The following is a 19,504-nucleotide window of genomic DNA, read 5'->3' on the forward strand; positions in this document are numbered from 1 at the left end:
TTTTTTCGTCGTCAGGCTCGCCGCACAGTATAAGGAGCCTTTTGTCCCTGCAGGCTTTTCATTCCGCCTGCCTGAGTATTTCGTAAATTTCTTCCAGCTGCTCCGCAGTATAATAATCAATCGATATTTTTCCTTTGGCAAGCGTCCCTTTAATCTGCACCTTGGTGGACAGCGCCTTGGAAAGCGTGTCCTGCGCCTCCCTGATCTCAACTGGCACCTTTTTCGCCTTTGCGGGCTTTTTCTCCTTTGCCGCAGGCGTTAAGAGCCAATCCTTCACGAGCGCCTCCGCCTCGCGTACGGAAAGGTCTTTTTCCAGAATCGTTTTTGCGCCCGCATCGATCTTCTTCGCATCCTCGAGCGGAAGCAGGCAACGCGCGTGCCCCGCCGAAAGCTTTCCTCCCACCACAAGCTTCTTGACTCCTTCCGGCAAAGAAAGCAGCCTGAGAAGGTTTGCAATCGCGCTGCGGCTTTTGCCCACGCGTTTTGCCACTTCGTCCTGCGTGAGGCTGTAATCCGTCATCAGCTGCTGCAATGCTGCGGCCTGCTCGATCGGGTTGAGATCCTCCCTTTGGATATTTTCTATGAGCGACAGCTCCAAAATTTCTTTTTTATCCAGCTGGCGAACGATGACCGGCACCTTGCTAAGGCCCGCCAGTTTGGCGGCGCGGAACCGGCGCTCTCCCGCAATGATCGTATATCTTCCTTCGTTTTTATAAACAATAATCGGCTGCATGATGCCATGCACCTTGATCGACTGCGCGAGCTCCTTCAGCTTTGCCTCGTCAAATTTTTTCCTGGGCTGGTTTGTATCATTGTCCAGTAAAAAAATATCGATTTCATTTACGCCTTCCTTCTCCACCGTTTCTGTCGCGGCGTCTGCCATGAGGGCGCTAAGGCCTTTTCCGAGTCCTCTTTTCATTGTCTCTCCCACTCTATCTCATATCGTTTGTCAGAAATTCCATCGCAAGCTCGTTATACGCCTCCGTACCCAGGCACCTTGCGTCGTACAAGAGAACCGGGAGCCCATAGCTTGGGGCTTCCCCGAGACGAACATTGCGGGGAATCACCGTCTGGTAAACCTTGTTTTTAAAGAATTTACGCACTTCCTCCACCACCTGCAGGGAAAGGTTTGTACGTCCGTCAAACATTGTCAGGACGACGCCTTCCACCTCCAGCTCCGGATTCAGGCTCTGGCGCACCAGCTTTACCGTGCTCATCAGTTGCGTGAGCCCTTCCAGCGCATAATATTCGCATTGTATTGGCACCAGAATTTTATCGGCTGCGGTAAGCGCGTTGAGCGTGATCAGCCCAAGCGACGGCGGGCAATCCATAAAAATGTAATCGTAGAGCCCCTTCACTTCCTCGAGCGCCCGTTTCAAAATCGTCTCGCGCGCCATCATGGAAACAAGCTCCACCTCCGCGCCTACAAGATCGATGTTCGCAGGCATCAGGTCAAGGTTTTTCATCATGGTAGGCCTGATTGCCTCGAGTGCCGAATGGCGGGAGACAAGCACGTCGTAAGAGGACTTTTTAAGTCCTACGCGCTCTACTCCAAGCCCGCTGGTGCTGTTGCCCTGCGGATCGATATCAATCAGAAGCACCCGTTTTCCCTTATCCGCGATACACGCGCTCAGGTTGATTGCAGTGGTTGTTTTTCCAACCCCGCCTTTTTGATTTGCTATTGCAATAATTTTCCCCAAATTTTCTCACGCTCCTAAACCAGTATCTCCTATTATAACGGAAAACGCACGAATTGAAAAGTTCTATTCACATAAAACAGCCCCTTTGCAAAGCATTCTTTGAAAAGGGGTGCTTCCGCCGCATGGCATATGGTTAAACACAGCGCGCATTATGCGCGAAAATTGTTTACCGCTTGCAGCTTTTTATGTTTTTTTCACAAATTTTGTCCCACACTTTGAGCAGGTAATATTGATCTTTCCCTTCCCTTTTGGAACGCGCAGTGTCTGAGCGCATTTCGGACATTTATAGTAGCGGTGTGTTTTCCCGTCTTTCAAACGGTTTTTGATATTCCAGAACCACGTGCGCACCGCGCCCCATTTTCGCAGGAAAGCATAGTTTTCCTGCTGCCTTTTTTCAACCTGCCTGGAAAACATCCTGTAAATCGCAAACACAAGCGGAATCCAGCTGAGCCAGCTGATAAAGGGGATTGGCACAAACATCAGAACAATCGTAAGCACGATTGAAAATACGATCAAAAACATTCCAAACTGATCGCCGCCATACCGCCCCATCATAAACTTTCGAAAGCCATTCATTGTTTTCGTGACACTTCTCTTTCTGTTTTTTATCTCTGCAGTATTATCATACAGCTCTTTTAAGAATTCAATATGAACAAAACGCCTGCCCGTTTACGAGCCCCTACAGCGGGGACTTTACGATCTGCGCGTATCTCCTTGGATATTTTTGCGCTATCATGCCCGTCTTATGAAACACCAAAACATGGTGGGCAAGCTCTCCGCCCGGCATATCGATTACCTTGTCAAGCTTCAGGTTCAGCGCTTTCATCGCCCCTGCCGCTTCATTAAGCTCTTTTTCGTAATCTCCCTTATATGCAAGGAAACGCCCGCCGTCTTTTAAAAGCGGCGCGCACAGCTCCATCAGCACGCGCAGCTGCGCCACAGCGCGCGATACGCAAACGTCGTAGCTTTCCCGCGGTTTGCCCGTGGCAAGCTCCTCTGCGCGTACATTCATCACGGTGACGTCAATCCCCGCAGCCTGCGCTCCCTGTACGATAAAATCGCACTTCTTCTTTGAGGATTCCACCGCAAACGCGCTGATATCCCCGCGCAGGATTTTCAGCGGCACAACCGGAAAGCCCGCGCCGCTCCCAACATCCACCACGCGGCTTTTCCCCGGGATCTCCCCCTCTGGGACAATGCTGTCAAAAAAATGCTTGAGCGCCGCTTCTTTGGGCTCTGTAATGGCCGTCAGGTTATACAGCCGGTTCGTCTCCTTCATGCACTCATAATATTCTTCCATGCGCTCGAGGACGTCCTGCCCCGCTTCTATTCCACCCTGCCTGCACAATGTTTTCAGCTCGTCTATAAACTCCGACATCATTTCTCCCATCTGTTTGTTTCACGTGAAACATTATTGCTGCGTATACCGCTCCCATTGAACATCCGTAAACTTTGCTTCCTCAAACACAGCTTTATAACCTTCCCCCTGCGGGCAGCACGCAAAAATGCCAACCTGCGGGGTTTTACACTTTGATTTCATGTGGAAGATACGCAGCATATGATAGGTTTTTCCATCCATTGAGTATTCAAATTTAAAATCTCCATCCCTGCGCGACACCTTGAAATACATTGTTTCCACATCCGCCGGGAAATCCTGGACAGCCCAATCGGAATATCCGCCCACCGTAACTACGCTGCCAAGCTTTTGTTCGTTTTCGCTTTCATATTCAAGGCACAGCTTTGCCCAGTTTTTTTCATCAAGATAGACCAATATTCCGCAATGGTCATATGGATCGCTGCCTTTACGCGTTGCTTTAACGGAAAAGGTGGTTTTTTCGTCAGAATCCACCAAGAGTGCATGACCGCTGTTTCTCTGGAAACCATAATAAGTGTCCTGCCAGAAATCCGTTTCCGGTTCCGTATAGATCACAATTTTGCGGTCTGTTACTGTTGCCTGCCGCGGCATATTGAGCCATTTTGCCGTTCTTTCTGCTAATTCCATTCTGTAACCCCTCCTGTTTCTTGAGCTTTGCACATCATTCCTGTTTACGCACTATTTTACCATATTCTACTTCACCTTTTCCATTAAATCTATATTGTGGGACGGTCTCCCTTTTTCTTTTTCATCGACCGCAAATTGTTTCACGTGAAACAATCGCACCCGTTCTTTCCTTTGTACTTGTCTAGAACCGGTTGTCTGTGCAGGAAAATGTCCGGCAACGCTCCAGACATTTGCAGCATCGGCCCGCATTGCGGGCGCCTGCCTCGTCCGGCTTTGCATTTGTTCAAACCCCAGGCCGCTATGCTGCGTTTCTTTGCGCGAAACAGCCGCGCGCTTCCCGCTTTTCTTTTTTAATCAAAAAAGCTTTGGATAGCAATTTAATCGCATAATGCGGGGCTGCTTTATTTCCCCCGTGCTGCCAGATATACCAGCAGCACTGAAATATCCGCAGGCGATACACCCGATATTCGCGACGCTTGCCCCGCGTCAAAGTACAGTTCGACTTGCTCCGTTTCGCTTTGCGAAACGCTCGCCCGCTGCCTGCCTTTTCCTTTTCCCCACAAAGCAGGCTTTGCGGGGCCCCGACTTATCAATGTGGGGCCGCTTTATTTCCCCTGTGCTGCCAGATATACCAGCAGCACTGAAATATCCGCAGGCGATACACCCGATATTCGCGACGCTTGCCCCACATTGAGGGGCCTCACTTCGCCCAGCTTTGCCCTTGCCTCAAGCCTCAGGCCGCTTATTTTCCCGTAATCGATGTCGCCGGGTATCTGCTTTTTCTCAAGCGTACGCGCAGCGCGCACCTGCTTTAGCTGCTTTTCAATATACCCCGCATACTTGATATTTGTTTCAATCTGCTGCGCAACATCATCCCCGCAGTCAGGAATGTTTTCATCAACCTCCCGCAGGTCTGCATAAAGAACACCCGGCCTGGCCAGCAATGCGCCAAGTTTCATCCCCCGGCCTGCCGGCTCCATTTCCCGTTCCTGTAAAAACGCATCCGCCTTTACTTTTGGAACGCTTGTCTGCTCCAGGCGTTTTGTTTCACGTGAAACAAATTCCTTTTTATACATAAACGCATCATAGCGTTTATCATCCACAAGCCCAACGTCCCTGCCGATCTGAGTCAGGCGGGTATCCGCATTGTCCTGCCGTAAAAGCAAACGGTATTCGGCACGCGACGTCATCATACGGTAAGGCTCGCTCGTTCCCTTTGTTACAAGGTCGTCGATCAGCACCCCCGCATACGCCTGGTCGCGTCCTAAAATCACCGGTTCTTCCCCATCAAGGAACCGGCAGGCATTAATCCCCGCAACCAGGCCCTGCACGCCCGCTTCTTCATAGCCGGACGTTCCATTGATCTGCCCTGCCGTAAAGAGTCCCGGTACGGTCTTTGTCTGCAAGCTGGGCATAAGGCGCGTCGGATCGATACAATCATATTCAATGGCATAAGCGGGGCGTACAAAATGCACATGCTCCATGCCGGCAACCGTCCGGTATAACGCTACCTGCACCTCTACCGGAAGGCTGGAGGACATTCCCTGCACATATATCTCGTTCGTATGCAGTCCCTCCGGCTCCAAAAACATCTGATGCCTGTCCTTATCCGGAAACTTAACAACCTTATCTTCGATTGACGGGCAATAGCGCGGCCCGATTCCCTTGATCATTCCACTGTAAAGCGGGCTCCTGTGGATATTCTCACGAATGATCTCATGGGTTTTTTCGTTGGTATAGGTCAGGAAGCAGGGCACCTGCTCGCGCTCTATCCTTCCGCTCATAAAGGAAAAGGGGACGATCTTTTCGTCGCCATACTGCGGCGTTGTCTTTGAAAAATCAATGCTGCGCGCATCCACACGCGCAGGGGTGCCCGTTTTGAAGCGTTGCAGCTCAAAGCCCAGCAAGCGCAGGCTTGCGCTCAAATACTCCGCGGGAAAAAGGCCGCTTGGCCCTGCGCTTTTTTCATACTCCCCGACAATTACCTTGCCTTTTAAATAAACGCCCGTACACAAAATCACTGCGCGCGCCCCATACCGTGCGCCCATCGCGCCGCGCACGCCGATCACTTTTTCATCGTCTGTTAAAATCTCTGTGATCTCATCCTGCACAAGCTGCAGGTTGTCCGTATTTTCCAGAACTTCCTTCATATAGCGCTGATATTGCTTTTTATCCTGCTGCGCGCGCAGCGAATGCACGGCAGGCCCCTTTTTGGTATTGAGCATCTTGATCTGAATAAAGGTTGCGTCCGCCGCCAGGCCCATCTGTCCCCCAAGCGCATCGATCTCGCGCACCAAATGGCCTTTTGCCGTGCCTCCAATCGCCGGGTTACACGCCATCAGCGCAATTCCGTCCATATTGATTGTTGTAAGCAATGTCTTTTTTCCAAGGCGCGCGCTTGCAAGCGCAGCTTCCACGCCCGCATGGCCCGCTCCCACGACGACCACGTCATAGGCTCCGCCAAAATAATCCGTCATTCTTTCTCCCTTATTTTCCAAGACAAAACTTCGTAAATATCCTGTCGATAATTTCTTCGCTCACTGTCTTCCCGGTTATTTCTCCAAGGCTTGTCCATGCGCCATTGAGGTCAATGGTCACACAGTCCATATCCATACCTGCATCAAGCGCATCAAGCGCATCGCCCATCTGCTCCGCCGCCCGGTCAAGCGCATGCCTGTGCCTCTCGTTTGTAATTAAGATTCCCTCCTGCGCCGTTTGATCCATATGCGCATAATCAACGATGCGTTTTTTTAGTTCATCGATTCCCAATCCTGTCTTTGCAGAAATTCGAACTGGATGAACGTCTCCAAATTCCATTTTTACAGCTTCTTCTGAGAGCCGCTCAGAGGCATCTAATTTGTTTAAAACGACTATAACATCAACCTGAGAATTTTTAAGCGTTTTAAAAACAAATCGGTCTTCTTCCGTAATTTCCAGGCCTGCATCCAACATGAAAATCACGAGTTTACTTTCGTTTATTGCCTTTTCTGATCGTTCTACGCCTTGCTTTTCAATAAAATCGTTCGTTCTCCTGATTCCCGCAGTATCCGTTAAATTAATACGTATTCCTTCAACCGTAAAACTCTGCTCTATGGTGTCCCGTGTCGTGCCCGGAATATCCGCTACAATCGCCCGGTCCATATTCGTCAGCGCATTCAAAAGAGATGATTTTCCAACATTTGGTTTTCCGGCGATTGCGACATAGAGTCCTTCTTTTGCAATCTGTCCTGAGGCAAACGTATCCGCTAAATGTGCTATGTCCTTTTTCAGGCGTACGAGAACCGGCCTGATATCCTGCGTGATCTCTGTTTCCAGATCTTCCTCCGGATACTCGACTGCGGCTTCCACCTGGGCAAGTGCATCTGTCAGAACATCCTGAAATTCGACCACCCGCTCCCGCAGTCTTCCCGTAAGCTGCCCAAGCGACGCTTTCGCTCCTGCCTGCGACGAAGCTGAAATAAAATCGCAGACAGCCTCCGCCTGGGAAAGATCCATCTTTCCATTCAAAAATGCACGGCGTGTAAATTCGCCCGGCTGCGCGGGACGCGCCCCGCACTCCATGACATAGCGAAGGATGTTTTCCACGCCAACCGCGCTCCCGTGGCAATGCAGCTCAGCCGTATCCTCGCCTGTATACGACCTTGGCGCGCGAAAAAAGACCGCCAGCACCATATCCAGCAACTGCCCGTCTTTTTTGATACTTCCATAATACATTTGCCCCGGCACATAATCATCACGCGGAAAAACCCTTTGCAGTACGTCCTTTGCGTTTGCTCCGCTGATTCTGATTACCGCAACTCCGCCTGTTCCCGCGGGCGTTGCAACTGCCGCTATCGTATCGCTCACCATGCTTTTCACCGTTCAAAAAAACCCGACGAATAGGTGCCGCCGGGTATTTTTACCAGATTAGATCAATTCTCATACCGCTTTCTTTTGATAACAACACGGCGGTACGGTTCTTCCCCCTCAGACATCGTCTCCACGCGCGGATTATTCTGCAAGGTCGCGTGCAAAATTCTGCGCTCATAGGGATTCATCGGCTCAAGCGTGATCGGCTTTCCAGTCTTTGCCACTGTATTCGCAAGCCTTTTTGCCAGCTTTTCAAGCGTATGCTCACGTTTTTCGCGATAGTTTTCCGCGTCCAGCATGATCTTTTTATAATCTTCTTTTCCCTTATTCACGGCAAGGCCGGTAAGATACTGGAGCGCATCGAGCGTATCGCCGCGCCGTCCGATCAATACTGCTGTGTCCTTACCTGTAATTTCAATCTTTACCGTTTTATCGCTGTCTTCCTTTACTTCACATGCGGCGTCAAGCTTCATCAGTCCAAAAAGCCCTGTTAAAAATTCCTCAGGAGAACCCTCCTGCGCTTTTGCCGCTTCTTTTTTTGTCAGATGCACAACCGCGCTTTTGCCAATGCCAAAAAGGCCTTTGCCCCCTTCGTGTACAATGTCAATATCTACTTCATCGAGGGAAAGTCCCATTTCTTCGAGTCCCTTGAAAATGGCCTCGTCAACTGTTTTTCCCTTTGCCTCTACAAATGCCACGATAAATCCCCCTTACTACGAGATAATTACTTCCTGCTTCTTTGCTTTCCTCTTTTTGATCAGGTCAACGACGCGCATCTGCCCGAACGCATACAAACTGGACACAAACCAGTAAAGCGCAAACGCCGTATTACCTGTGGCGCAGATGTAGACCGAGAAAATCGGCATGAGCCACATCATCATCTTATTCGTACAGCCCTGCGCCTGGGCTTGCTCTTCACTGTTTCCGGCTGCCGCCATATTCATTCCCATACCGCCGTTTGCCATTGCGGGGTTGAATTTCTGTTGCAGGAACAGCGCCACGCCCGAAAGCACCGGGAGAATCAGGTAACCGTTCATGTTGGTTACCGTATTGGTAGAATAGTTCCAGTATCCGTTTGCTTCAAGGATGCCTTTTTTAAGCGCATCATACGCCTCCTGCGGCACCTGCATGACTCCCGTTGAGAAATCAAGCAATCCCTGGGAACGCAAAAGCTCGAGTGTCTGTGGTTGGATATAAACCTGATTCATCTGCACAAAGGATAAAAATGACTGGCTGCTCGGAAGGATATCCGCATTCGCTCCAAGGAACGAATCTGCCTGCCAGAAGTTGTGCACCCAGAAAAACGGCGTCAGTTGAACCGTCTCCGGACCATATTGTGCGGCATTAAGCATAAGTGAAATTGTCTGCTCGCTTTGCAGCACGCGCATCGCGCCGAAAAATGCAAACAGGATCGGCAGCTGTATGAGCGCCGGAAGGCATCCAAGCATCGGCTTTACGTTCATCTTCCGATACAGCTCCTGCTGCTTTTTTTGCAGCTGCTGCGGATTATTCGCATAGCGTTTCTGCAGCGACTGTATCTCCGGCCCCAGAGCCGACATTTTCGACTGGTTGTTGCGCTGCTTCAAATCAAGCGGCAGCAGGCACAGGCGAATCAATATGGTAAATACAACAATACCAAGCGCATAGTCCAGTGTGATACTATGCAGGCCCTTCATACAAAGGACGAAAAAGTCTGATAAAAAGTTGTTATATAGAAAATCCAAAACCCAATATCCTCCCTAATCACGGTACAGGATCATAACCGCCAGGAAACAGCGGATTACATCTCAAAATTCGTTTTATTGCCAAAAAGGAGCCCTTCAGCGCTCCATATTTGGTGACAGCTTCTATTGCATATTGCGAACAGGTTGGCGTATATCTGCAACTCGCGCGCAAATATGGCGAAATGGCTCTCTGGTAAAACCTGATCATTGCAAGAATTACTTTTTTCATGCCTGTTTCCTCCCCGCAGAGGGAAGCACTCCCATCTTTTCCAGCAAACGCCTCATCTGATGGCAAATACTCTGAAAATCGGCAGCCGTAATGCTGCTTCTTGCTACAAAAACAAAACTGTGATGTCCGCTAATTTCAGGCATAATCATGCGGTACGCCTCTTTCAGACGCCTTCGCGCACGGTTCCTCGTCACGCTGTTCCCGACCTTCTTACTGACCGAAAAACCGACTCTTGCGCCTCCGTACCTGCTTTTTGCATATACGAGCGTCATATCACGGGAACCCGCAGATTTTCCCCGCCTGTAAACAAAGTTAAATTCTTTGTTCTTTTTTAACGTACAAACTTCCAAGCCTGTAATATTAAGCCGCCATTAAGCAGACAGTACTTTTCTGCCCTTCGCGCGTCTTCTTTTGAGCACATTCCGGCCGGCTTTCGTTTTCATTCTCTTCATAAAGCCGTGTACGCGGCTGCGTTTTTGTTTTTTTGGTTGATACGTCATTTTCATAGTCTTAATCTCTCCACTTTCTATGTAATATATTATAGTAGCATTTCAAAATAATCTTCTTTGTGCCACCATGCTTTTTTCGATAAAAAGACGATTATTATTATATATTTATTACAGTCAAGTGTCAAGGTAAAAACTGTTTCGGAGCCTTCTTTCCAACACATTTTCCTCCTTTCTATCATACATGATCTTGCGATTATTTTTTAAAATTTTGTTCTTTATATTGTTTTCACTACAAGATATAGTTTTTTTATAATGTTTTCTTCTTTTTTATTGATTGTTCCAATAAACGCGCAGATCTATTTTTTCCCGTTTGATCCTTCTTTCTTTTTTTCTCTTTTTTGCTTTTTGGATTTAATGCGCTCTTTGCTTTTCTAATTTTATGGGTACCATTTTTTCGGGCGCTGTGATATAATAAACCATGCGCAAAGCCTTAGTTTATGCACATTTTCTTAATTTTTGTGGATAACTTTGTGGATAACTTTTCTCCTGTTTTTTATGACTCTTTGCAACAACGCGCAAATTCATAAAAACAGTCTGTGCAAAACTTATCCACAACCTGTGAATAAACCGCGCGCAATAAATCAGAGGAAAGAGACTTAGATGAGCGTTTTCAATGTTTTGTGGGAAAAAACTTTAAATTATCTGGAAGAAGACCTTCCAATGTTCCAGTTTAATGTCTGGATCAAAGAATTAAAACCGATCCATGAGGAAGGAAATACTTATTATTTTGAAGTTTCAAGTCCAATGCACAAAAATTTGATGACGGAGAAATATTCTGAAAAAATACAGCAGACCATGCAGACGGCATATGAGGAGCTGTATGGCGTTGCAGGTGCGGACATCACTCCTGAATTTATTACGCCGCAGGAATCTGCAAATATCAAAATCAAGGAAATAAAACCGGAAAAGGAAGATAAAAAGCCTTCCGCCTGTACAAATCTTAATCCAAGCTATACCTTTGACACCTTTGTGGTGGGCGAAGCAAATAAATTTGCGAATGCCGCTGCGCTTGCCGTAGCGCAATCCCCCGGCCGCGCATACAATCCCCTCTTTTTATATGGAGGCGTGGGCCTTGGAAAGACGCATCTGATGCACGCTGTTGGTAACCACATCTTAAAGGAAAACCCGCAGGCGCAAATTGTATATGTTACAAGCGAAAGCTTTATGAACGAGCTCATTCGCATGATCCAGCTGACCAATAATAAGGCAAACGTAGACCTGCGCGAGCAGTTTCGCAGAAAATACAGGGATGTTGACGTCCTGCTGATAGACGATATTCAGTTTATTGCGGGCAAAGACGTTGCACAGGATGAATTTTTCCACACTTTCAACGCTTTGCATGAAATGAATAAGCAGATTATTATTTCATCCGACCGTCCCCCAAAAGAGATGGAAAAACTGGAGGAGAGAATGCGCTCCCGCTTTGAATGGGGCCTCATTGCAGATATCAAGATGCCGGATTACGAAACGCGTGTCGCCATCCTTTTGCAAAAGGTGCAGGCTCTCAAAGTTCAGAATCCGGGTATTCTTCCCATTAAGGACGATGTTTTACATTATATAGCACAGCAGAAAAATTCCAACATCAGGACGCTTGAAGGGGCTCTTCAAAAGGTTATCATGTATGCTGAGCTTCATAAAGATAAGCTAATGCTGCGTGAGATTGATTCAAGCATCGCACAGCGGGCGCTGGAGGATTATTTTGAAACGCCCTCTGTACGGGCCATTACTCCCAAAACAGTCATTGACGTTGTGTGCGAATATTTTGGCGTAAAGGAAGAATATATACGCGGTCAGAAGAGAAACAGGGAATATGTTTTCCCGCGGCAGATATCCATGTACATCCTGCGCGATATGACGGACAATTCCTATTCCAAAATTGCAGATTTCTTTGGCAGGGATCATTCCACAATCATGCACGCGGAAGAAAAAATCAAAAAACAAATGAAAGACGACGCCGACCTGAAACGCGTCATTGAGGATATCGAGGCAAAAATCAAAGGATAAGTTGTGGATAACGGGTGGACTCCAAAAAATGTGTCCAAAACCCTTTTTGAGGTATTCCACAAAATAGAAACATCCTGTGAACAGATAAAGAGGGTTTACTCAGGTTTTATACCCAGTGCACATTGCTGGAAAAACGCTCGGCAGTCGCTGAAAAATGTGTTTTCCACAATATGCACACCCCCTAATACAACCAATAATACCTATATTAAGATATAAAAATAACGGAGGATTACCAAAATGCAATTTACGTGTGCAAAGGCTGATCTGCTCTCAGCGATCGGTACCGTCAACAGGGCGGCTTCAAAAATGCAAAAGACCATTCTGGAATGTATTCTTTTCTCCTGCGGGGAAAATACGATCACTTTAAAGGCAACTGATATTGCGCTTTCCATCAAAACAGAAATGAACGCGCAAATTGAAAAACAGGGAGATGCGGCAATTCCTGCCCGGCTTTTATATGAAATCATCAATCGTTTTCCGGAAAGCGACGTTACCTTCAGCAGTGTTGGAGAAAATTCAGTAGAGATCAGCTGCCTGAATTCAAAGGTCGTTCTCCAGCAAATGGATGCGGCGGAATTTCCTGTATTTCCGGAGTTGCAGGATGAGGAGCAGATTAAAATACAGCAAAATGTCCTTCGTGCAATGATCAACCAGACGCTGTTTGCCGCTGCGGTCAATGAGGATAAGCCAATATTGACAGGCTTGTTATTTGATATCAAAAAGGACAGCCTTACTGTTGTTGCGCTGGATGGATACCGTATGGCGGTACGTAAGCAGCCTGCGATTTCAGATATCGATAAGGAATGTGTAATACCCGCGCGCACCTTGCGTGAGGTTTCCAGGATTATCGACGATACGGATGAAAATATTAAAGTATCGATCAGCGGGAATATGGCGCTGTTTGAAGTAAATCATACGCAGATATTTACGCGTCTTCTGGAAGGCGAATATATTAAATACAGGAATCTGCTGCCCGCGGATTGCGCGACCAGCGTAAAGGTGGAAACGGGGATGCTTAAAGACAGTCTGGAACGTGCGTCGATCCTTGCGCGGGAAGGAAATAATAATGTCGTGAAATTTGAAATTAAGGAAAAAAACCTTGAAATCACCTCAAATTCGGAGATCGGTAATATTGACGAGCAGATACCCGTCCTGACGGAGGGGAAGGATCTCAAAATAGCGTTTAATGCAAAATATGTGCTCGACGTATTGAAAAATGTGGAGGAATCAGAGGTTCTGATGCAATTTAATACGGGAGTAAGCCCATGCGTGGTAAAGCAGGAAAATTCGGATGCGTACGATTACCTGATTTTGCCGGTACAGCTCAGGGAAGAATAGAAGACAGGATTTGAATAAATGGACCGGGGGCGCTGTTGGCGCCCTCTTTTTGAAAGGATTTTGATGTATCTTTCCCGGTTAAAACTGATTCATTTCAGGAATTATGAACAACTGAATGTAAAATTTTTTCCAGGGATTAATCTTCTGTATGGAAGCAATGCACAGGGAAAGACAAATGTGCTCGAGGCGATCCATATCTGTGGCAATGGAAAATCTTTTCGTGTGAATGCGGACAGCAAAACGATTATGGCGGGAACTACAGGCGCGTATCTTTATGCGGAGTATGTAACAGGCAGCGGAACGGGAAATATTGAGGTTTTACTGGAAAAAGACAGGAAAAAGAGTATCAAAATAGATGGAATCCCTGTCAGGAACGTAAAAGAACTGTTGGGAAATTTATATGTTGTGGTGTTTTCTCCTGAGGATATCAAAACGGCAAAGGAGGCTCCCTCCCTTCGCCGCGGTTTTCTTGATGGGGAAATCTCAAAAATCAGGCCTTCTTATGTGGATGCACTCAAAAATTATACAAAGATCATCGCTGAGAAAAACGCTGTGCTGCGCAGGAAAGAAGAAAAAAATAAAAAAACGTTACTGGAAGCCTATAACGAGCAGCTTTCCGGTTATATCAGAATCATACTGAAAAACAGGAAGGCATATGTAAAAAAACTCAACGAATATGTGGAAAAAACACATAGCGAGATATCCGGGGGCAGGGAACAGATCAAAATCACCTATAAGGAAACCATTCCGGAGGAAGAAATCAAAGAAACGCTTACAAGGCTGATACCAAAGGAAATAGCGGAGTTTGGCTGCGCCGCCGGGCCGCACAGGGACGATCTTGATATTACAATCAACGGAAAAGACGTCCGGATATTTGCTTCGCAGGGGCAGCTGAGGACGCTGATGCTCGCAATCAAGACGGCGTGCCTGCGGATTTTGGAGGAAAGCACGGGGGAAATGCCGGTGCTGCTTTTGGACGACGTGTTTTCCGAACTCGACGCAGCGCGTAAAAGAAATCTGCTCAATACGCTGCGTGGAATACAGGTTTTTATTACGACCGCAGATCCGGAGGAAACTCCTCCTGCAAAGGGAATCCACAGGTTTTTTGTGGAAAATGGAACCATAGAAGAACAAAAGGGATAATAATTTTCAAAAATAATGAGTTGAAAACTCACAATTCAATTTTAGGGGCCTAAGAAGCCCTCAGACGCATTTTCAGGTATTGTAAATACCCCTCTACAAAGAATGTGGAAAACCCGATAAAATCGAAAAAAGGCTTTCAAAAAGCATATTAATGTGGTATAATAGACTTAGTATTCGTAAGATAGGCAGAGGTGTTTTATGATCTTGCATCTGGGTAACGATTATTTCGTGAAAACGAAAGATATCATTATGATTTTGGAGTATAAAGAGGCTGTGGCGAATGAAGAAACAAGCCTTTTTTTAAAGAGCGTTTTTCATAAGGATCTTTCTGACGGAGCGCCAAAATCAATCATAATCACACAAGAGGATGAGACTCAAAAGGCGTATTATTCTCCAATCTCTACGCGTACGCTCCAGAGAAGGGGCAATACGCAGGAATTTTTGGACGACGCCTTTTTATTGAAGGAAAAAAGAGGGATTTAATGAGTAATTTAGAGGAGCATTACGACGAAAGTCAAATACAGATTTTAGAAGGACTGGAACCGGTCAGGAAAAGGCCGGGTATGTATATCGGTTCAACAGACCTGCGGGGCCTGCATCATCTGGTGTATGAGATCGTAGATAATTCGATCGACGAGGCCATGGCAGGTTTTTGTTCGGATATCCTTGTTGTGATCGAAAAGGACGGCAGCGTGTATGTCAGGGATAACGGACGCGGTATTCCGACAGGAATCCACCCGCAGGCGGGCGTTTCTACGCTTGAGGTTGCGCTTACCATGCTGCACGCAGGCGGAAAGTTCGGCGGGGATGGATACAAGGTTTCCGGCGGGCTGCACGGCGTGGGCGTTTCGGTTGTGAACGCGCTTTCGGAAAAGCTTGTGGCAACGGTACGCAGGGAAGGAAAAGTGCACCGTCAGGAATTTTCACGCGGGGTTGCAATAACAAAGCTCGACGTGACCGGGGACTGTGAGGAAACGGGAACGGAAATCCGTTTCTGGCCGGACGCGGATATTTTTGAGGACGTTCATTTTGATTATGATACGTTGCGCCGCAGGCTGCGGGAGATGGCGTTCCTGAACAGGGGAATCAGCATTACGCTCGAGGATTTGCGCGGGGACGAGCCGGTACGGCAGAATTACTGCTATGAGGGCGGTATCAAATCCTTTGTGCAGCACCTGAATAAGAATAAAAATCCGTTGTTTGAAGAGCCGGTATATTTTTGCGCGGAAAAAGGGACCTCTGTGGTGGAGGTTGCGATGCAGTACAACGAAGGCTACGCGGAAAATATTTATTCCTTTGCAAATAACATTTCCACGCATGAGGGCGGCACGCATTTAAACGGTTTTAAAAATGCGCTGACGCGCGTTGTGAATGATTATGCGAGGCAGTATAAGCTTGTAAAAGAAAACGAGCCAACGCTTTCCGGAGAGGATATCCGCGAAGGCCTTACGGCAATTATCAGCGTAAAGCTTACGGAACCCCAGTTTGAAGGACAGACGAAAACAAAGCTTGGCAACAGCGAAATGCGCGCATTGACGGATAGCACGGTAGCGGAAGGCCTCAGCACGTTCCTGGAGGAGAATCCGGCGACGGCAAAGGTGATCATTGAAAAATGCCTGACCGCAAAACGCGCAAGGGAGGCCGCGAAAAAAGCAAGGGAGCTGACACGCAGGAAAACTGCGCTTGAAAGCGCGGCGCTGCCGGGCAAGCTTGCGGACTGCTCGGAAAAAGATGCGAGCAAATGCGAAATATTCATCGTTGAGGGAGACAGCGCAGGCGGAAGCGCAAAACAGGGCAGGGACAGACGGTTCCAGGCGATCCTGCCGTTGCGTGGAAAAATACTGAATGTGGAAAAAGCGCGCCATGACAGGGCGCTTGCCAATAATGAGATCAAGGCCATGATTACCGCTTTCGGAGCGGGCATGGGCGAAGAATTTGATGTGGAAAAGCTGCGTTACCACAAAATTATCTGCATGACGGATGCCGACGTTGACGGAAGCCATATCCGCATCCTGATGCTGACGTTCTTCTACCGCTATATGCGCCCGCTGATCGAAAAGGGCTTTGTGTATATCGCGCAGCCGCCGCTTTACAAGGTGAGCAAAAAAGGTCTTGAAGATAAATATCTTTATAAAGACGAGGATTTGCAGGAATACCTGAAGGAGGTCGGCGACGGCGCCGCGATCCAGCGGTATAAAGGCTTGGGGGAAATGAACCCGGAGCAGCTTTGGGATACCACCATGGATCCGGATAAGCGCGTGCTTTTGCAGGTGGACATGGAAGACGCGATGGAAGTGGAAGAGACGTTCTCGATCCTGATGGGAGACAGTGTGGAACCGCGCCGCGACTTTATCGAGGAGAATGCGAAGCTGGTCGCGGATCTGGATATCTGATCATTGTATCGTTAATTAGGTGAGCAAAAGAGGTAATTTATTTTGGAGAAACCATTAAACAGCATTATACCCATAGACATCAACCAGGAAATGCAGAAATCGTTCATTGCCTATGCGATGGCGGTTATCATAAACAGGGCGCTTCCTGACGTAAGGGATGGACTAAAGCCCGTTCACAGGCGTATTTTATATTCTATGAGCGAGCTCAATATGTATCCGGACAAGCCTTACCGCAAAAGCGCGCGCCTGGTGGGCGACGTGCTTGGTAAATACCATCCCCACGGCGATACGGCGGTTTACGACGCAATGGTCAGGATGGCGCAGGATTTTTCCACGCGCTATATGCTGGTGGACGGACACGGAAACTTTGGTTCTGTGGACGGCGACGGCGCGGCGGCTATGCGTTACACGGAAGCACGTATGTCAAAGATTACGCTGGAGCTCCTGCGCGATATCGATAAGGATACGGTGGACTTCTATCCAAACTTTGACGAGACCTTGGAGCAGCCGGCGGTTTTGCCCGCGAGGTTTCCAAATCTGCTTGTAAACGGTACGGGCGGTATTGCGGTTGGTATGGCTACGAACATCCCGCCGCACAATATGGCGGAGACAATCAATGCAACGATAGCGCTGATCGATAATCCCGACATTTCGATCGACCAGCTGATCGACGTTATGCCCGGCCCGGATTTCCCGACCGGCGGCATCATTATGGGCGTGTCCGGCATCCGCTCGGCGTATAAAACAGGCCGCGGCAGGATTCGTGTACGTGCAAAGGCGGAAATTGAAAAGTATAACGAGGACAGGGAACGCATTGTGGTAACAGAGCTTCCCTATCAGGTTAATAAGGCCGCTCTGGTAGAAAAAATTGCGGAGCTTGTGCATGAAAAGCGGATCGACGGGATTTCAGACCTGCGCGACGAATCGGATAAATCCGGTATGCGCGTGGTCATCGAACTCAAACGCAATGCAAATGCGAATGTTGTGCTCAATCACCTGTACAAACACACGCAAATGCAGGATACGTTCGGCGTGATCATGCTTGCGCTTGTGGACAGCGAGCCGCGCGTTTTGAATTTAAAGCAGGTGCTGGAATATTATATTGAGCACCAGAAGGACGTTATTGTACGGCGCACCAAGTTTGAGCTGGAAAAGGCCCAAAAACGTGCGCATATATTGGAAGGGCTGATCATTGCCCTCGATAACATCGATGAAATCGTAAACCTGATCAAAAAATCTCCTGACGCGGCTTCCGCACGCGCGTCGCTGATCGAACGGTTCGGGCTGTCAGAGATACAGGCACAGGCGATCCTCGATATGCGCCTGCAGCGCCTTACCGGACTCGAACGCGATAAGATCGAAGGAGAATACAGGGAAATACTGGCGAAGATCGATCATTTCAACAAGATTCTTTCCACGCCGCAGATGGTGCTTGACATCATCAAGGACGACCTGATTGAGATTCGCGATAAATATTCCGACGCGCGCCGTACGCAGATCACCTTTGACGAGGACGATATCGATATCGACGAGCTCATTGCGCGCGAGGATATGGTGGTGACGCTCACGCATTACGGCTATATCAAGCGCATCAGTCTGGAGACCTACCGCGCGCAGCGGCGCGGCGGCAGGGGCGTAACCGCGATGTCAACCCGCGAGGAGGACTTTGCGGAGCAGGTGTTTGTGACGTGTACGCATAACCAGCTGTTGTTCTTTACCAATAAGGGAAAGGTATACATGAAAAAATGTTACCAGATACCCGAGGCGGGAAGGACTGCAAAGGGAACCGCGATCGTTAATATGTTGAACCTTGATCCGGATGAAAAGATTTCCGCAGTGTTCCCAATCGAGAGTGAGATCGAAAAGGATTCGAACCTGATGATCGTTACAAAGCGCGGCGTCGTCAAGAAAACGCCGTTCACGGAATATTCCAATATCCGCCAGAACGGCTTGAAGGCAGTTAATTTAAGGGATGACGACGAGCTGATATCCGTCATGGAAACAGACGGCTCGAAGCAAATCATCGTGGGAACGCGCGACGGAATGTCGATTATCTTCAGTGAAGAAGACGTTCGCCCAATGGGCAGGGTTGCGACCGGCGTGCGGGCGATCAAGCTGCGCGCGGGAGACAGCGTAGTGGATGCGTGTATCTCAGAAAAAGACAAGCAGATACTTGTAATCACAGAAAAGGGCTATGGCAAACGCACGCTGGCAAGCGAATACAGGCTGCAGTCGCGCGGCGGTATTGGCCTCAAGTCCATGAACATTACAGATAAAACCGGAAAGCTGTGCGGCCTTAAGGTTGTGGACGGAACAGAGGATATCATGCTCATCAACGACGCGGGCGTGGTAATCCGCATGAGCGTAGAGGAAATATCGCTGATCGGGCGTTCTACGCAAGGCGTGCGCCTTATGCGTGTGGATGACGATACAAAGGTTGTGTGTGTGGCAAAGATCGTCGAGACTGAAAACGACGACGAGGAGCTCGAGGGCTGCGGCTGCGCTGAACAGGAAGACGGACAGGCGCCCAAGGCGGAAGAAACACCGGAAGCAGAGCCGGAAAGCGAAAAGACGGAATAAATTGTTTCATAAAAACGGTATGGCCTTGGCCAT

Annotated in this window: 19 protein-coding genes; 6 read left to right on the forward strand and 13 right to left on the reverse strand. The window is 48.3% G+C overall.

Going from position 1 to position 19,504, the window contains the following annotated elements; translation table 11 throughout:
* Positions 1-58: 58 nt before the first annotated feature.
* The 13 genes from ACS5WU_RS08855 to rpmH form a co-directional block, all read right to left on the reverse strand.
* Positions 59-919, reverse strand: a complete 861-nt coding sequence (locus tag ACS5WU_RS08855; RefSeq protein WP_046443417.1) for a ParB/RepB/Spo0J family partition protein — start codon at positions 917-919, stop codon at positions 59-61.
* 13 nt (positions 920-932) lie between these two features.
* A complete protein-coding gene (locus ACS5WU_RS08860) occupies positions 933-1,700 on the reverse strand; it encodes a ParA family protein (RefSeq protein WP_059109328.1) in 768 nt (255 codons plus the stop codon).
* A 183-nt stretch (positions 1,701-1,883) separates the two neighbouring features.
* Positions 1,884-2,276: a Zn-finger containing protein gene (locus tag ACS5WU_RS08865; protein WP_046443419.1), complete on the reverse strand. Its 393-nt coding sequence runs from the start codon at positions 2,274-2,276 to the stop codon at positions 1,884-1,886.
* 103 nt (positions 2,277-2,379) lie between these two features.
* Complete coding sequence (gene rsmG / locus ACS5WU_RS08870; RefSeq protein ID WP_320606624.1) at positions 2,380-3,090, reverse strand: 16S rRNA (guanine(527)-N(7))-methyltransferase RsmG; 711 nt, start codon at positions 3,088-3,090, stop codon at positions 2,380-2,382.
* 21 nt (positions 3,091-3,111) lie between these two features.
* Complete coding sequence (locus ACS5WU_RS08875; RefSeq protein ID WP_046443420.1) at positions 3,112-3,702, reverse strand: DUF1349 domain-containing protein; 591 nt, start codon at positions 3,700-3,702, stop codon at positions 3,112-3,114.
* A 401-nt stretch (positions 3,703-4,103) separates the two neighbouring features.
* Entirely contained in the window at positions 4,104-4,295 is a 192-nt protein-coding gene (locus tag ACS5WU_RS08880) for a hypothetical protein (RefSeq protein ID WP_302760241.1), read from the reverse strand.
* Between the two features lie 12 nt (positions 4,296-4,307).
* A complete protein-coding gene (gene mnmG, locus ACS5WU_RS08885; protein ID WP_302760242.1) occupies positions 4,308-6,179 on the reverse strand; it encodes a tRNA uridine-5-carboxymethylaminomethyl(34) synthesis enzyme MnmG in 1,872 nt (623 codons plus the stop codon).
* A gap of 10 nt (positions 6,180-6,189) precedes the next feature.
* Complete coding sequence (gene mnmE, locus ACS5WU_RS08890) at positions 6,190-7,551, reverse strand: tRNA uridine-5-carboxymethylaminomethyl(34) synthesis GTPase MnmE (RefSeq protein WP_059109323.1); 1,362 nt, start codon at positions 7,549-7,551, stop codon at positions 6,190-6,192.
* 62 nt (positions 7,552-7,613) lie between these two features.
* Positions 7,614-8,252, reverse strand: coding sequence for an RNA-binding cell elongation regulator Jag/EloR (gene jag / locus ACS5WU_RS08895; protein WP_052740445.1), 639 nt, complete (start codon positions 8,250-8,252; stop codon positions 7,614-7,616).
* A 12-nt stretch (positions 8,253-8,264) separates the two neighbouring features.
* Entirely contained in the window at positions 8,265-9,275 is a 1,011-nt protein-coding gene (locus ACS5WU_RS08900; RefSeq protein ID WP_052740446.1) for a YidC/Oxa1 family membrane protein insertase, read from the reverse strand.
* Positions 9,276-9,294: 19 nt separating this feature from the next.
* Entirely contained in the window at positions 9,295-9,504 is a 210-nt protein-coding gene (gene yidD / locus ACS5WU_RS08905; RefSeq protein ID WP_046443425.1) for a membrane protein insertion efficiency factor YidD, read from the reverse strand.
* Positions 9,501-9,854: a ribonuclease P protein component gene (gene rnpA, locus ACS5WU_RS08910; RefSeq protein WP_046443426.1), complete on the reverse strand. Its 354-nt coding sequence runs from the start codon at positions 9,852-9,854 to the stop codon at positions 9,501-9,503. Before rnpA ends, yidD begins: the two co-directional genes overlap by 4 nt.
* Positions 9,855-9,875: 21 nt before the next feature.
* Positions 9,876-10,010, reverse strand: a complete 135-nt coding sequence (rpmH, locus tag ACS5WU_RS08915; protein ID WP_046443427.1) for a 50S ribosomal protein L34 — start codon at positions 10,008-10,010, stop codon at positions 9,876-9,878.
* A 603-nt stretch (positions 10,011-10,613) separates the two neighbouring features.
* Here rpmH and dnaA point away from each other — a divergent pair.
* The 6 genes from dnaA (at position 10,614) to gyrA (ending at position 19,471) form a co-directional block, all read left to right on the forward strand.
* A complete protein-coding gene (dnaA, locus tag ACS5WU_RS08920; protein ID WP_307756842.1) occupies positions 10,614-12,017 on the forward strand; it encodes a chromosomal replication initiator protein DnaA in 1,404 nt (467 codons plus the stop codon).
* A gap of 237 nt (positions 12,018-12,254) precedes the next feature.
* The gene (gene dnaN / locus ACS5WU_RS08925; protein WP_046443429.1) at positions 12,255-13,355 is read left to right on the forward strand and encodes a DNA polymerase III subunit beta; all 1,101 of its coding nucleotides are present in this window, start codon (positions 12,255-12,257) and stop codon (positions 13,353-13,355) included.
* A gap of 63 nt (positions 13,356-13,418) precedes the next feature.
* Positions 13,419-14,498, forward strand: coding sequence for a DNA replication/repair protein RecF (gene recF / locus ACS5WU_RS08930; RefSeq protein WP_320606626.1), 1,080 nt, complete (start codon positions 13,419-13,421; stop codon positions 14,496-14,498).
* A 198-nt stretch (positions 14,499-14,696) separates the two neighbouring features.
* Positions 14,697-14,981: an extracellular matrix regulator RemB gene (remB, locus tag ACS5WU_RS08935; RefSeq protein WP_046443430.1), complete on the forward strand. Its 285-nt coding sequence runs from the start codon at positions 14,697-14,699 to the stop codon at positions 14,979-14,981.
* Entirely contained in the window at positions 14,981-16,891 is a 1,911-nt protein-coding gene (gyrB, locus tag ACS5WU_RS08940) for a DNA topoisomerase (ATP-hydrolyzing) subunit B (RefSeq protein ID WP_046443431.1), read from the forward strand. Before remB ends, gyrB begins: the two co-directional genes overlap by 1 nt.
* A 39-nt stretch (positions 16,892-16,930) precedes the next feature.
* Positions 16,931-19,471, forward strand: a complete 2,541-nt coding sequence (gene gyrA / locus ACS5WU_RS08945) for a DNA gyrase subunit A (protein WP_413815489.1) — start codon at positions 16,931-16,933, stop codon at positions 19,469-19,471.
* Positions 19,472-19,504: the final 33 nt, after the last annotated feature.

The organism is Christensenella sp. KGMB01412 (genome assembly GCF_055522415.1).